Genomic DNA, 14825 nt, shown 5'->3' on the forward strand with positions numbered 1-14825 from the left:
AAATTGACTTCTTAAAAATTTAAAGTTAAGATTAATTTAAAATAAAAATAAAGGAGAGTGAAAATGAAATTTGAAAGGATCTTAGGAATTTTATTTTATATCTTGAATAGAGACCGTGTAAGTGCTAATACATTAGCAAAATATTTTGGTGTATCTAGGAGAACTATTCTTCGAGATGTAGATACTCTCAGTTTAGCAGGAATTCCGATATATTCTGAAATTGGCTCAAAAGGAGGATACTCAATTAATCGAGAATATAAATTGAATGGAAAAATAATTAATAAAACCAATTCACAGTATATTTTGCTTGCGTTAGAAAGTTTAAAAAGTATCTATGGTGAAAAAGAAGTTCATGAAACTTATGAAAAAGTAAAACATATTTTTTCTAATTATGATGAAAACAAACCCTTAGAACTTGATTTTTCAGTAGTTAATGAAAATATAGATGTTATAGAAAGTATTTCTATATTAAAAAATGCAATTAAAAATAAATCTTCAGTTTCCTTTGACTATACTAATATAAAAAATGAATGTAAAAAAATAAAAATTGATCCATTGCATGTTTTTTATAAATGGTATGGTTGGTATGTTTTTGGTTATAATTATTACAATAAAAAATTTCGTATGTATAAGATAATTAGAATGAAAAACTCAAAACAAAATAATGATAATTGGATTCAATCGTATAATATTAAAGAGTTAATGGAAGAGCATGAAAAAAATCGAAACAACAATAATATTGTAATAAAACTAAGGTATAGAAGAGAAGTCCAAACTCTGGTTGAAGAATATTTAAAAGGAATAATTGTTAATGAAACTGAAAATGAAATAACAAGCGAAGTTGCGATAAAAGAAGATGATTTTATACTATTTTCCATTATTTTAGGATTTGGGAATAAAATTAAAATAATTTCTCCAGCTTCATTTTCTGCAAAAATAAAATTCCATTTAGAAAAAACATTAGAAAATATTTCTAGAAACAGTGACATATAGTTGTCACTATTCTAGTGATATAATTGTTTTATGTTATTAAGGAGGTATATTATGAAAAAAATAGTTTATGTTTATATTTTAGATGGGATGGCGGATTGGGAATTAGGATATATAATGTCAGCGATTAATATGAAATCAATACCCAATAAAGGAAATAAAAAATATTGTATTAAGACTGTTGGGAGTAATAAGGAACCAATTCATACTTTAGGAGGATTGACAATCCTTCCCGATTCTTCTGTGGATGAAATAAAAAAAAGTGAAATGGCGGCTCTTCTTCTTCCTGGTTCAGATAAGTGGGATGAACCTAAACACAAAATTATTTTAGAAAAAATAAAAATGTATATGGATAAAGAAATTCTAGTAGCTGCTATATGTGGAGCTACGCTTGCTTTAGCGAATCTAGGGATATTGAATACACATTTGCATACAAGTAATTCTATAGAATATCTAAATTATTTTTCAGAGATATATACAGGAGAAGATTTATATCAAAATGATCTTTCTTTTGTAGATAAAAATCTAATTACGGCAAATTCCGCAGGTGGATTATTATGGGCAAAACAAATTATGCAATATCTAAAAATTTTGCCAAATGAGATGATAGAAGCATGGTTTAATTATTATTCTACAGGAGATCCCAAATATTATATGGAACTATTATCACTATCAACTGAAGTCTAGATATTTATTCCTAAATTAGATATTAAATGAGAAAATAATAAGTTTTCACCTTTTACTTGGAGTCTTTCCAGATATTCTCCTTTCATCTGTAAAGTACGACCCATATAGGGCAGCACTTTGTTGATTCAATAAGTACAAGATTGGGGGAACCTCGACCATCTCTGCCACCCATAGACCCCCTGGATAGAAGAACACAAAGTTCATTCCCTGAAGAGGTGATCCTCGGAGTATGACAGGGATAAGCGGTCTAGGATATCCCCTATTTAATTAATTCTAAAAAACTTTTACCATTTTCTGGCATTTCAACTCCAAAATATTCTGCTACAGTAGCTCCAATATCTGATAGAGTGTCTCTATGACCTATATACTTTCCTTTTATTTTTGTTCTATAAATCAATATAGGGACATTCTCACGAGTATGTTTCCCATGACCAATGGTAGGATCATTACCATGATCTGCAGTAACTAACAAAATGTCGTCTTCATTTAATAAATCTATTATTTTTTCTAAATTTTCATCACTTATTTTTAATTTCTCTACATATCTCTCCACGTTTTCAGCATGCCCTGCTAAATCTGTTTCTTGGATATTTATACAAAAGAAACCTGTCTTTGTATTTTTAATTTTTTCTAGAGATATTTTAAATATTTTATTTGTATCAACTATACCTTCATAATTTTCTCCATAAAAATTTTCTACTATATCAGCAACTTTACCTACAAAAATACTTTTTATTTCATTTTTACCTAATATAGTTTGAACCTGCGTTTTTTCATTTATACCATAACCTAGATGCCTTACTTCATATCCCTTGTTATACACTCCTGATTTAGGAGCATTTATCCCAATATATTTCCCCAACTTTTCTTCTTTAGCATCTTGAATCTCCTGAATAGTCACTCCTTCTCCTCCAAAAGCTATGACACGCGCAACTTTTACTTCCTCTCTTACAATTTTACCTATCTTTAGCAATTCATCAAAAGAAATTTTATCCAAATTTGCTGTAAGGTTGTATACTTGTCCGAGATCAGCTTCTAAATTATCTCCAATAGTTAAAACATTGTTCACTAAAAGATATTTTAAAGTTTCACCTACATATTTTACTTCATAACCTTCTTTTATTAACCTTAAATAGACACTATCTATTACTTTTGAAAAAGGCTGAACTAGAGGCTTCTTAGGTGTTGATCCCATTATCTCTTGATGTCCAAAAAAGGTATCGCCTCCAAAATGTTGTAATTTAGATTGACCAAAATTAGCTTCTTTTGAAATATCCATAATATTTATTTTTTTTCCTAAAGCATTAATAAGGCCTAATTTTTCAAAAGTTTTTAAATTTAAATTTAATTTTTTCTCTAAAATATGTTTACAAGTGTTAGCCCCTATATCTTGTGGTCTCACTTTTTCTACATCATCCATATACCCGATACCAAATGAATCTATGACTACTACTATAAATCTTCCCATATTTATCTCCTTCTTTTAAAATAATATTGATACTTATTAAAATTAGGAGTTTATCCCTTTTCTTTTGGATAAACTCCCCCTCTTTATTTTATAATTTTCTTCCTAATGAATCATAAATTCCAACTAATTTAGGAGAATTTTTAGATAATCCTTCTACTAATGCTACATCACTTCTAGTTACAAAAATTTGAGTTCTAAAAGCCATAATAGTTGCTTCACCTATTATACCTTCGTCTTCAATTTCAAAATAGTAATCAATAGCTTCAGGTGATGGCATAACTACTTTTGATAATCTTTCGTTTTTTGCATCTCCGCCTAAAATTATATTTTCCACATGTGAACGTCTATAATGTCCTCCTCCATATATATACCCATGACCTTGGAAATTATGAGAAATCTCACTTACATATACAATTGCAGGTAATTCAGGTGCTGATAACTCATTATGAAAAGGAGTGGTTCCTGATAATCCATGTCCTGGCTCTCCATGGGTTCCTCCAAATTCAGCTATTTTCCCCATACTTTTCACACAAGTTGAAGACGGTAGATTTAATTGAGAAACTTTAATTCCATTTTTCTCTAATCTCTTATTTGCTTCAATCACAGTATTTAAATTATGGGTTGCTTCAATTTTATTTGTTTTTTCATCATATAAAAAACAAGGGAAATGAGTAATTCCATCTATTTTGATATTTTTAAAACCTTTTAATTTTTCTATTATTTCATCTATTTTTTCAATTTCAAATCCACTATATTGACCAGGATACAATAAATCTCCATCCTTATAGATTTTTAGCATTATACTTTGAATAATTCCTTTTTTCTTTGCTGCTTCATTTATTTTTTTAGCTTTTTCTATACTGTATACAGTAATAATTTGAGGATTCATCTCTAGTATATTTTCTATTAAACTATCAGGAATTTGGACTAAGTGGCCTACATGTCCTATTTTAACTCCTTGATTATGGAGAACTCTTGCTTCTTTATAATCTACAACTACCGCTCCTTCATATCCAAGTTCATCTATCTTTTTGCATATATAAGGGTTTCGACCTAATTGTTTTGACATATAATAAAGTTTTATCCCGTATTTATCTGCCGACTCTTTTATCATTTTTGCATTTTCCAAAACGGCATCTACATCTATTACATAAGTATCCGGCAATATCTTTTTTGTCTTATGTAACTTTCTTGCAATTTCTATAAGTTTAGGATTTCTTTTTCTTGTTATTTCTAAAAACATCTACTTACTCTCCTTTACCCTTTTATAAGCTTCCTTTAAAATTCTAATTATTGTTTTCTCTCCACTTCTATTTGGGTTAATTCTTATCATTTTCTTTTCTAGTGTCGAGTCAGCTTTCCTAAAGGTTCCAGATATTCTATAAAACAAAGGCACAAATTCATATTTCGATTCTGCTCCTACAGGATTAGGTAAAGCTCCTAGCTTACTAGCTTCCTTTAAAATTTCCTCCGCTATTTCCTCTTTAAATTCAATTAATAATACTTTCGACTGAGCATTAGCTAATACAGCCCCTTTTATAAACTCAAGTTCACCACTTTCTAATAGTTTACACAAATTTTCATTTACTTCACCTTGTATAGCTAAAGCTACCGGAGCATAAGTTAACCCTCTTAAAACTTCCATAGCTTCATATCCTTGAACTTGACTCCCACCAGAATAATTATATTTCACTACTTTTTCAATTAATTTTTTTTTGCCAATTAAACAACCAATTCCTTCAGGACCTAATAACTTAAACAGCGAAAAAGCTGATAAATCTGCTCCTAACTCTACTCCTATCTTTTGCACTTTCATTACAGCATAGTTATCATCTGTAATAATAATTGTGTCTTCATCAATTTCTTTTATTTTTGATATCACTTCTCCTATTTCATAACTATCTTCTATTTTTTGTCTTGTATATTGGACTAATGCAGATTTTAACTGCCCTTTATTTTCCAATAATACTCTTTCTAAATCATAAATATTATTAAAATTAGCTTTTATAAATTCTACTCCCATAGTTTCTAAACTAACTAAACTTGTTGGATATACTGGAGCATCATGAACCAAAACTTTATCTCCTGCTTTCAAATGAGATATGAATCCCCACCTAAGAGCTCCAGTCCCCGCTCCTCTTACTAATACTGCCTTTTCTGCTCCAAAATAATCTGCCAATACCTCTTCTACTTTTATTGTTTGATATGGTTTATTCGTCCCACTTCTTACCCCTAAATCGCCTAACGATAACATCTCTTCTCCAGTAAAATTAGCTGTAATAGTATCTATTAAATCAAATTGTTTCTTCTTTGCTTCTTCTAAGGTTATTGATTCTAATGGAAATGTTTTCAAATTTTCCCTCCTATATATTTAAAATTCTATTCGGATTATCTCTTAATAATTTTTCTATGGATTTTTTGGTTACACCTCTTTCAATCAACATTGGAATAAAAGTATCAAATAAATAGTTATATCCTACTCCACCTAAATATTGCATATGTGATTTTCTAGTTATATCCATTGATAAAACAATTTGTTCTTCCCACCCTTTATTGATTAGACTAGTTAATATATCTGCTCTAATCTCATCTGATAGATAACTTAATTTTCCGATTGTATCAAATTCTATATTTACCCCTGTTTTTAAAATTAATTCAATATATTCTTCATCTCCACTTAGATCTAGGTGACCTATTATCACTTTTTTTAGATTTATTCCTAGCTTATTAAACAACTCTACTTGCTCCATTCCACAAGTTCCTAAAGTTGTATGAGTTGTTATCGGTACTCCTGTTTTTAGATGGGCTATTGCACTAGCCATAAAATTTTTTTTTTCTAATTCTGTCATTTTATCCTTGCTTGTCCCTATTTCCCCAATAATACTAGCTTTTATTTCACTACCATCTATTCCAATAGTAATTTCTTCTATCATTTTTTCAGCTAGTTCTTCTATTGTTTTTGTTGATACTTCTTTTGGTAAAAATGGCTCTTTATAATAACCTGTTGAAATTAAAATATTAATGCCACTTTCTTTTGCAACTTCTTGAATATATTTTATATCCCTACCAATTCCAATATTTGTTACCTCTACTATATTTCTAACTCCATTTTTATAAAGTTCTTTTAATTCTTTTATAGTTTCTTCTTTACAATCTAACCTGCAATCATCACTTTTCTTAATTACAGATAGATCAATAAACATATGCTCATGCATCATTGTATAATTCATTATATTTTCTCCTATAAATCAAATATCATATCATTTTTACTATCTAGATATGAATTTTTAAAATATCTATAATATAGTTTTGGCAGGTATTCTCCACTAAGTTTAGAAGCTATTTTTAGAGCTTCTATTCCATATTCTACTCCTTCTCTTGCTAGTATAATTACACCAGATGCTAATCTTTCATCAGGAATAGTTACAACTGTTAAATTCATCATATTAGCTACTTTTCCTAATACTTTTTTTGAATTTTTTTGATTCTTTCTACTTTTTTTCCCCAAACTTCCAAAAACTGAATCTCCTAATCCATCTATTTCAATATCATTTTCATAAGTTATTATTATATCTTTGTTTTCAAATATTTCTTTCAATGATTTCATAAGTTCATTTCTATCATCATTAAACTCATCTTCTATATTAATTTCTCTTTTATCAAAATTTAATTTAATTTTTTTAAAAAGTTCTTTATTTTCTATTTTATTTATATTTATTGTTCCTATTCTCATACTTGCATTTAATTCACTATCTAAATCATATCCTAATTTTTTAATAGCTTTTTCTATTACATCAAATTCATGGCTAATAAAACCTATTCCTGGAGTAAAACTTATCCCATCTGTCGATTCTTTAGTGTATTTACCATGTAACCCTATCCCTTTTCCCATTAGAGAATAAAGGTTCAATGACATTGCAGGGTAGATTATAGACCCACCACCATCAGTTCCAATTCCTAGGTCATTTATTCCGTATAACACGTTAATAGCTGTACCACTTGAAGATCCAGTCATTAAACTTCCTGTGATTGGATTCTTTAATTTTATATCTACTGCTCTACCTCTATCGCTTCCAGAATCTATTGTATGCCAAATAAATTCATCGCCATCACATATTTTCTTTATAAAATCTCGCTCAATATTTTTATTGTTTTTTATTCCTATAAAATAATTTTTTCTAAAATTTGATCTATCTGCAAGGAGAAGTGTATCTTTATTTATTATATCTATAGACTCTTGTAAAAATTCTCTTCCAGTTATTGTTTTTAATGATAAATTTAAGATATTCTTCATGACTACAACTCCTATTATTAAAGGGAGCTTTATACTCCCTTTAATTTAAAATTTATTACTCCTTTGCTACCCCGTATACAGACCTACCAAAGATAATATATTTACTATTATTCCTAATGATATTGCTGCTACTGGTCCTACTGCCATATCTACTAATGGTTTTTTAGAAGTTTTATTAAGAACATATGCTCCTGCTACAAATAAATACCCTAATCCTGGAGCTATATCATTTGCTGCAACCATTCCACCTACTAATAGAGCAATTTCTAATATTCTACTCATAGCTGTCCTAATATGATCCCCACAACTTTTCATTCCTGGAAACTTATCCAACCCTTTAGCTATTACTTCTAATAACATAATTTCAATTACTATTACTATTGCTCCTACTATAAATGCTATTAACGGATTCTTAATAAATATTCCTACTACAAATACTAATGTCATCCCTGCTGGCCCATATACACCTGTAGTTATAGCTGTAGTTGCAACTAGAGGGACAAAACCTATTCCTCTAGCTAATGCTGCTAACCCTGCTTCTGAGTATTTACCTTGAGCCAATAAGTTTAATGAGATAGGATCTCCCGCCATTATTCCTGCACTTGTTGTAGCGGCTATTAATCCTCCCATTATCGCTAATAAAGGCATATTTTTCTTTACTCTTGCAACTCTTTTAGAAAAAATACCAAGCAAAGCAGTATTTGCACCAGGAGAACCTTCTGGAGCTTTTTCTCTAATTGCAAAGAAAATCATAACTACCATTCCTACTAGTAAAGCCATTCCATCTTGATTTAATGTAATATTCTTTCCTTCTGCAAGAGCAAATGTTCCGTAATATTGAAAGAATTGTCTTGATATAAATGTTAGAAGAAAAGCTATTAAACCATTTTTAAACCCATATTGGTAAGCTACTACCAATGCCGGAAATGCTGCAAATGCCACTACAATCGGAGCTCCGACTTTCCCTAGTGAAGGTAAGAAATTTATTGGTAACATTGCAAACAGATCTACAACAAACTGCAATCCAAGCATAAGGCCTAATCCATAAAGAGCTCCTATAATTCCTGCTATAACTACACCTTTTTTTCCATCTGGTGATGAACTTCCTATTATATCGGTCCCTAATAATATGCAATGAACCAACAATATTGGCGTTGTTAGTGAAAATGGGATCCCAAAACCCACTACTAATCCAAAGCCTAACGCTAAAGAGGTCGCTGCCAATGATTTCCTATCCATTCTTCCTTCTAAATGTTCCGGCACGATAGGTCTTAACCCATCATTAAATACTGCAATACCCTTGTTCGCTAAGATAGAAGCTAATGCTCCTAACAACATAATTAATACATTTGCTAACATATTCTCCCCCTAAGTATTTTAGATTAATTTATTCATAATAATTTTAATGACCGCTTCAGCATCTTGAGGTGTAAAACCAAATGCTTTTTTCCCTGACTCTATATTATCTATGATTTCTTCTTCTGTTAATCTCTTACCAGGCATTCCCACAGTCACGCAGTTAGAAATCCCTAAGATAGCTATAGCCATTGCTAAAGCTCCTCCTCCTCCTGTATTACAAGCTCCAAAGTAATAATCTGCACTTCCAGACTGTATTGCCATTGCGGCTTCAATATCTGATTTAATAGTTATACTAGCCTTCCCCATTGAATATTTTTCTAATAAATCTGCTAAAAGTTGTTTATCTATTTGTCCTCCAACTACTATATTCATATTAATTTCCCCCTTCATTTAAATTTTCTAATATTAAAGTATTATTTACTAACATATATTTTCTCTCGCTATTTGGTAATTCTATAGGCAATATAGATTTCATATCTTCTAAGATCTCTTTTCCTTTTTCAAAGAATTCGCTTTCTGTAACTTCTTGATAAACTTCTTCATCGATTTTATTTACCGGTAATCCGTTTTTTACTCTCATTAGTGCCATAGAAAGGTGCGTAACCATCATTTGACCATTTTCTTCTGTTAATTCAATACCCCAATTCTTCTTAAATAATTCAATAACCTTATTCATAGCAATAAAAACTTCCTCATCAATTTGATCCGCTTTTTTTAAAAGTTCTAACCTAAAAACTAATCCCATTTCTTCCTCCTTTTCTAATAAGTTGGTATTACATTTCCTTCAATTACTTCATTTTGGTGTATTATTATATTTTTTCTATTTAATACTTTTTTTAGATAATTTTCTAACCATGTATTTTCTTTTTTTACTACAATAACTGCTTCTCCCAATAATTTTGTATAGTCATCATCTTTAATTTTTATATATGGTACATCTAATTTTGCTTCATTTAAATTATCAAGATTCCATATTGCTGCATCTATTTTTTTTTCTTTTAATAAACTCATTATTTCGCTATAGTTTATGTCAACAAACTCACAATCTTCATTTTTTTGAAAATTGATTTTAGTAAGAATTTCATGATCTTTTGAATTTCTATCTATTCCTATTTTTTTTATCTCTTCTCCTCTGTGGACTATAACATGTTCTCCCATATACGTTTTTTCTCCAAACTCAAAAGCAATTTTTATGTTTCTATTTTCTTTTATATATTCTTTTGCCGCCAATTTAGAAAGGATTGCGCAATGATAATTATCACTCTCTAAAAACTTTATTCTAGTTCCAGCTCCTCTCATATAGGCAAAATATAAACTATCTCCCATACTTTTTTTTATTCCGCTTGCTAATCCTTCGTATCTCTTTAAATACGGTAACGGCATTACACAAATTATATTTTTTAATCCACTTAAGTTCCATAATTTTTTATAGTCTTGTAAAACTAAAAAAGTTCCTAAATGTCCCTTTTTTTCTAACTCTACTCCACCACCTATTTCTATTTCTTTTATAGCTTTTGAGATAGTTCCAACTGATAAATCTAATGTTTTAGAATAATCTTTTACAGTCTCAACTTTATCTCCAATATTTAACCCCATAAATTCTTTTGCAAGCTCTTGAACAGCAAGCGCATTTTTTTTCAGCATACTTATCTTCTCCAATATTCATTTTTTTGAACTTTGAATTAAGTATAGCTTTAGAAAATAATTTTGTCAACTATTTTAAAAAAAATCCAACATTAAGTTCTAAAAGAGTTCAAAATCAACATATTAAATCAAAAATACTATAATTTTATATTTAGATATTATTTTTTCTTTTATGAAGATCAATCTCTTTTTTAGATAAATTAAGATTTGGAGCTTCAATATCTTTAAAATACCTATATGTACTTACCTTTAACTCTCCACAGGCATCTTCATCTGATACTATTATTCCTTTGGGGTGTAGTTGAAGTGCTGAGATAGTCCACATGTGATTTATTCCACCTTCTACAGCATGGTACATAGACCTAGCTTTATTGTGCCCACTTATCATCAAAAGAACTTCTTTAGCATCTAAGATTGTTCCTACACCTACGGTTAACGCAAGTTTTGGAACCTTATTTATATCTCCATCAAAAAACCTTGAATTTGCAGTTAAAGTATCCGTTGTTAATTCCTTATCACGAGTTCTAGAAGCAAGAGAAGATCCTGGTTCATTAAAAGCTATGTGTCCATCTGGGCCAACGCCACCTAGAAATAGATCTACTCCACCCACAGCCTTTATCTTTTCTTCGAATCTTGCACATTCAGCTTTGTAATCTAAAGTTGTTCCATCTAAAATGTTAATATTTTCTTCTTTTATGTCTATATGCTTAAAAAAGTTATCACACATAAAATAATGATAACTCTGCGGATGATCCTTGTCTAAACCTACATATTCATCCATATTAAAAGTTATTATATTTTCAAATGAAATTAAACCTTCTTTATAATATTCAATTAATTTTTTATACATTGGTAGTGGAGTACTCCCAGTAGGTAAACCTAATACAAATGGATTTTCTTTTGTAGGTTTAGCATCCAGTATTTTATTTGCTACATAAATTGCACTCCAGTGACCAATATCTTCACCTATTATTACTACTCTCATTTCTTCCCCCTTATAATTTATCAACAATAATGTTTAAGTTAGCACGTCTTTTTATCCAGGTCAAAAATAATAATTTATGAACGTTCAAATTTAATTTTTTATAAAAAAAATACTCTTTAAGTATTTTAACTACATAATTTTAGTTTAATTTATATTGCCCAATTGAATCAATAATAAAAGATAGGTTTATGCTAAAGTTACCTGTTGTTATAAATATTGTTTTTTATCTTATTCTATTTTCAATTTTACAGATATATATATTATATATTATTCATATTTTTTAATAAGTATTTAACTGACAAAACATTAATCATAGAAAATATTAGAGATTATTGCTTTAATAAATTTATATACATCATTAAATGTATTTTAAATTCAAAAATCACTTAAAAAAGCACTTTTATTTACCGTTTTCGTCTTTTATATGCTATTTTTAGGCTCTGTTATTGACATACAAAAAAGAAAGTCCTAATATATTAAAAATGAGAAGTAATAATTAAAAAATTATTACTCCTCATTTTATAAAAGTTTTACATTAATTTTTAGAGTTTACACAAAACTTGCAACAGCCCATTTTTTTTATACTTTTTTTGATTTTGTTTGCGATATTATTTATTATTTGTTTGTGATATTTGTTAATTTTTCTAAATATTTTTCTAATTGTTTTATTTTTCATTTTTAGCCTTTTATTTTATAATGTGTGTAAAAAAATAAAAAAATTACACATATATGAAAAAAAGGGGTATAATATACCCATATACATCTTATTAGAGTAAAAAAATAAAGAAATTACCCGTATGGAGGTTTTCATGGAAGCAAATAATAATTTAAAGTTTCTTCCCCCAAAGGCAGAAATTGAAACAATAACTATACTAAAGCAGCTGAATAAATCAAGTAGAGCCTTAGCAGAATTAAAGGCATATTCCGAGCTCATTCCTAATAGGGATATCTTGATAAGCTCCTTAGCCCTTCAGGAAGCCAAAGCCAGTTCAGAGATAGAAAATATAGTAACTACCAATGATAACCTTTACAAATCTATCGTCACTGAAAAAAATATAGATCCCAATACCAAAGAAGTTCTTAACTACCGAAAAGCTCTTTGGAAAGGAGTTGATCTGGTTAAGGAAAGTGGTTTTATCAGTACCAATATTATCTTGGAAATACAGCAGATGTTGGAAGATAATAAAGGTGGAATTAGAAAGATACCAGGCACAGCCCTGAGAAATTCCCTTACCGGGGATGTAATATATACTCCTCCTTCTGGAGAGTCCCTTATCAGAGATCTCTTAGCTAATCTGGAAGGATACTACAATATAGAAACAGAAGTGGATCCACTGATAAAATTGGCTGTATCTCACTATCAATTTGAGGCAATTCACCCATTTTATGATGGTAACGGAAGAACCGGCCGTATTTTAAATATCCTTTATCTTCTCAAAGAAGAACTCCTGGATTCTCCTATCCTCTATCTCAGTTCATACATTATAAAAAATAAGCAGAGCTATTATACTCTCCTAAACAAAATAACTACAGAAAATAATTGGGAAGAATGGATTCTATATATACTCAAAGCCATAGAATTTACAGCGAAGGAAACCTTGGAGTTGGCTAAGGGGATAAAGACATTGATGGATAACACTATTGCTGAAGTCAGGGAAAAGCTCCCGAAAATTTATAGTAAAGAGCTTATAGAGTTTATATTTACTGAAATTTATACAAAAGGATCCCACTTGGTAGAAAAAGGATTTGCCAATAGAAAAACAGTTTCAAAATATTTAAAATCACTGGAAGATATAGAGATTTTAAAGAGTGAAAAAATGGGAAGGGAAGTTATCTATATAAATATCCACCTTTTTAATCTGTTAAAAAATAAATAAACTTCTAAATCAAGAATAACTTCTGAGAAATAAACTCAGAAGTTATTTTTTTATTTTCTCCTACTTTCGCCAATATTCTTTTCTCATTCCGGGCGATTCTCCGAAAGATTCAGCTGGAGACCAGCTCCTGTACGACCAGGTATCCGCTTTTCTCTTTCGTCCTTATTGGAGACGGACTCGGAGGATCTCCAGCCGAGGGGAGCTTACTTCATCCCCCCTCGCCGTTCCCCTCACACTCCCCTTGGCTACCCCCTCTAAAAGGTAGCGTTCGTGAGGGGATACTCATATGGGAGATTCAGCTCGTTACGCACTCGCTTGGTGTAGATAGTAGGGATAGCCCTGTGACTATTATATTTTATAGCCTCTTCCACTTTTTTATAGAACACTAGGCAGGAAGGGGCTACCTGCGTCACTAGGGCCGGAAGTACAGGCACCTCATAAGCTCCCATAGCGATTCCCTGTAAGACTTCAAACCCTTCTCCACCCCTCCTGGATAGAATCTCCAGTTAGCTCCCAACAATTGCAGGTATTCATTGGGAAGATAGTAATACTAAAAAGAGCTTTTTAAACAAAAGCTCTTTTTATATTGTTGTTAATTTAAAAATAACTTGATTTATAAACTTAATTTAAGTATCATTTAATTAAAATTTAAATTGAGGTGATGAAATTTGTATAGAGGATTTAAAATTACAAAAGAAACAATAGAGAAAATTTTAGAGGATAAAGAATATTATAGAAGGGGATATAAAAGAGACGCAGAAGAAATAAAAAAAAAAATTAAGAATAAATTAGAAAAGTATTTAACTTCAAATAGTAAAATAGATGTAGAAAAATTAAGAGAGGAATGGTTTCCTACAGGCGAATATGATATATTCCTTTCTCATTCTCATGGAGACATAGAGGATATAGAAGCTCTAGCAGGATATTTAGTAAATGAAAAAGGACTAAAGGTGTTTGTAGATTCATTTATCTGGGGATACTATCATGAATTATTAGAAGATTTAAATAGGACATATAACTGGAATAAAAATACTCAAACCTATGATCATTCTGGAGCAAAGTGGTGTTGCAGTAACGTAACAATGATATTAAATTCAGCATTACAGGAGGTAATAGATAAATCAGAAGTTTTATTTTTCTACAATACTCTTAACTCTATTACCCATGACTATAATAGTAAAAATAGAACGGAATCACCTTGGATATTCTCAGAAATAGAGACCTCGAGGATCATAAGAAAAAATATGCCTAGAAGAGTCGAGGCAATGTGTGAAGCTGTAAGAGAAGAATTCTCAGATGATTATGAAAAGAAAGTGGCTGAATTTAGTTACTGGTTAAATAATAATCATCTTATTAAAATTGATCAGGATCAGTTTAATGAATGGACGGGGAATGTAGAAAATAATGATTATTTAAAATTTTGTGATATGGTGAATATTCCTCACGGAGGGCTAGAAAATTTAATAAAAGCTGGAGAAGAGCTAGATAAACTATATGAAATAGTGGGGGAAGAAAAGTAAT

General features: G+C 30.0%; 14 protein-coding genes. 4 read left to right on the forward strand and 10 right to left on the reverse strand.

Annotation, left to right across the window (positions count from 1 at the left end; genetic code table 11):
- Positions 1 to 63 precede the first annotated feature (63 nt).
- Complete coding sequence (locus tag K337_RS0114280) at positions 64 to 993, forward strand: helix-turn-helix transcriptional regulator (protein WP_028857200.1); 930 nt, start codon at positions 64 to 66, stop codon at positions 991 to 993.
- Positions 994 to 1044: 51 nt separating this feature from the next.
- Positions 1045 to 1677 (forward strand): DJ-1/PfpI family protein, encoded by a 633-nt coding sequence (locus K337_RS0114285; RefSeq protein WP_028857201.1) that lies wholly within the window; start codon positions 1045 to 1047, stop codon positions 1675 to 1677.
- 259 nt (positions 1678 to 1936) lie between these two features.
- Here the strand turns inward: K337_RS0114285 and K337_RS0114295 are convergent, their stop codons facing one another.
- The 10 genes from K337_RS0114295 to nagB all read right to left on the reverse strand — a co-directional run bounded on the left by K337_RS0114295 (position 1937) and on the right by nagB (position 11427).
- Positions 1937 to 3145 (reverse strand): phosphopentomutase, encoded by a 1209-nt coding sequence (locus K337_RS0114295; RefSeq protein ID WP_028857202.1) that lies wholly within the window; start codon positions 3143 to 3145, stop codon positions 1937 to 1939.
- A gap of 88 nt (positions 3146 to 3233) precedes the next feature.
- Positions 3234 to 4388 (reverse strand): alanine racemase, encoded by a 1155-nt coding sequence (locus K337_RS0114300; protein WP_028857203.1) that lies wholly within the window; start codon positions 4386 to 4388, stop codon positions 3234 to 3236.
- Positions 4389 to 5498, reverse strand: coding sequence for an aminotransferase class V-fold PLP-dependent enzyme (locus tag K337_RS0114305; protein ID WP_028857204.1), 1110 nt, complete (start codon positions 5496 to 5498; stop codon positions 4389 to 4391).
- A 10-nt stretch (positions 5499 to 5508) separates the two neighbouring features.
- Positions 5509 to 6375, reverse strand: a complete 867-nt coding sequence (locus K337_RS0114310; RefSeq protein ID WP_028857205.1) for a phosphotriesterase family protein — start codon at positions 6373 to 6375, stop codon at positions 5509 to 5511.
- Between the two features lie 11 nt (positions 6376 to 6386).
- Entirely contained in the window at positions 6387 to 7439 is a 1053-nt protein-coding gene (locus K337_RS18635) for an amidase family protein (protein WP_051251805.1), read from the reverse strand.
- A 66-nt stretch (positions 7440 to 7505) separates the two neighbouring features.
- Positions 7506 to 8798, reverse strand: coding sequence for a YhfT family protein (locus tag K337_RS0114320; RefSeq protein ID WP_028857206.1), 1293 nt, complete (start codon positions 8796 to 8798; stop codon positions 7506 to 7508).
- Between the two features lie 18 nt (positions 8799 to 8816).
- Positions 8817 to 9170, reverse strand: a complete 354-nt coding sequence (locus tag K337_RS0114325) for a DUF2620 domain-containing protein (RefSeq protein ID WP_028857207.1) — start codon at positions 9168 to 9170, stop codon at positions 8817 to 8819.
- 1 nt (position 9171) lies between these two features.
- Positions 9172 to 9543, reverse strand: coding sequence for a PRD domain-containing protein (locus K337_RS0114330; RefSeq protein ID WP_028857208.1), 372 nt, complete (start codon positions 9541 to 9543; stop codon positions 9172 to 9174).
- Between the two features lie 14 nt (positions 9544 to 9557).
- On the reverse strand, positions 9558 to 10442 hold the full coding sequence (gene yhfZ / locus K337_RS0114335; RefSeq protein WP_051251806.1) for a GntR family transcriptional regulator YhfZ: 885 nt from the start codon (positions 10440 to 10442) through the stop codon (positions 9558 to 9560).
- Between the two features lie 151 nt (positions 10443 to 10593).
- Entirely contained in the window at positions 10594 to 11427 is an 834-nt protein-coding gene (nagB, locus tag K337_RS0114340; protein ID WP_028857210.1) for a glucosamine-6-phosphate deaminase, read from the reverse strand.
- A gap of 809 nt (positions 11428 to 12236) precedes the next feature.
- On the opposite strand from nagB, the gene K337_RS0114345 reads away from it, so the two are divergent.
- Both K337_RS0114345 and K337_RS19360 read left to right on the forward strand, forming a co-directional pair.
- Complete coding sequence (locus K337_RS0114345; protein WP_037029957.1) at positions 12237 to 13304, forward strand: Fic family protein; 1068 nt, start codon at positions 12237 to 12239, stop codon at positions 13302 to 13304.
- 668 nt (positions 13305 to 13972) lie between these two features.
- Positions 13973 to 14824, forward strand: coding sequence for a hypothetical protein (locus K337_RS19360; protein WP_051251807.1), 852 nt, complete (start codon positions 13973 to 13975; stop codon positions 14822 to 14824).
- The last annotated feature ends 1 nt before the right edge of the window (position 14825 follow it).

It is taken from the genome of Psychrilyobacter atlanticus DSM 19335, assembly GCF_000426625.1.
Classification (GTDB): domain Bacteria; phylum Fusobacteriota; class Fusobacteriia; order Fusobacteriales; family Fusobacteriaceae; genus Psychrilyobacter; species Psychrilyobacter atlanticus.

What these genes read in the sequence shown, in the direction of transcription:
- K337_RS0114280 (WP_028857200.1), top strand. Translation starts at nt 64, where the DNA reads ATGAAATTTGAAAGGATCTTAGGAATTTTATTTTATATCTTGAATAGA.
- K337_RS0114285 (WP_028857201.1), top strand. Translation starts at nt 1,045, where the DNA reads ATGAAAAAAATAGTTTATGTTTATATTTTAGATGGGATGGCGGATTGG.
- K337_RS0114295 (WP_028857202.1), bottom strand. Translation starts at nt 3,145, where the DNA reads ATGGGAAGATTTATAGTAGTAGTCATAGATTCATTTGGTATCGGGTAT.
- K337_RS0114300 (WP_028857203.1), bottom strand. Translation starts at nt 4,388, where the DNA reads ATGTTTTTAGAAATAACAAGAAAAAGAAATCCTAAACTTATAGAAATT.
- K337_RS0114310 (WP_028857205.1), bottom strand. Translation starts at nt 6,375, where the DNA reads ATGAATTATACAATGATGCATGAGCATATGTTTATTGATCTATCTGTA.
- K337_RS18635 (WP_051251805.1), bottom strand. Translation starts at nt 7,439, where the DNA reads ATGAAGAATATCTTAAATTTATCATTAAAAACAATAACTGGAAGAGAA.
- K337_RS0114320 (WP_028857206.1), bottom strand. Translation starts at nt 8,798, where the DNA reads ATGTTAGCAAATGTATTAATTATGTTGTTAGGAGCATTAGCTTCTATC.
- K337_RS0114325 (WP_028857207.1), bottom strand. Translation starts at nt 9,170, where the DNA reads ATGAATATAGTAGTTGGAGGACAAATAGATAAACAACTTTTAGCAGAT.
- K337_RS0114330 (WP_028857208.1), bottom strand. Translation starts at nt 9,543, where the DNA reads ATGGGATTAGTTTTTAGGTTAGAACTTTTAAAAAAAGCGGATCAAATT.
- yhfZ (WP_051251806.1), bottom strand. Translation starts at nt 10,442, where the DNA reads ATGCTGAAAAAAAATGCGCTTGCTGTTCAAGAGCTTGCAAAAGAATTT.
- nagB (WP_028857210.1), bottom strand. Translation starts at nt 11,427, where the DNA reads ATGAGAGTAGTAATAATAGGTGAAGATATTGGTCACTGGAGTGCAATT.
- K337_RS0114345 (WP_037029957.1), top strand. Translation starts at nt 12,237, where the DNA reads ATGGAAGCAAATAATAATTTAAAGTTTCTTCCCCCAAAGGCAGAAATT.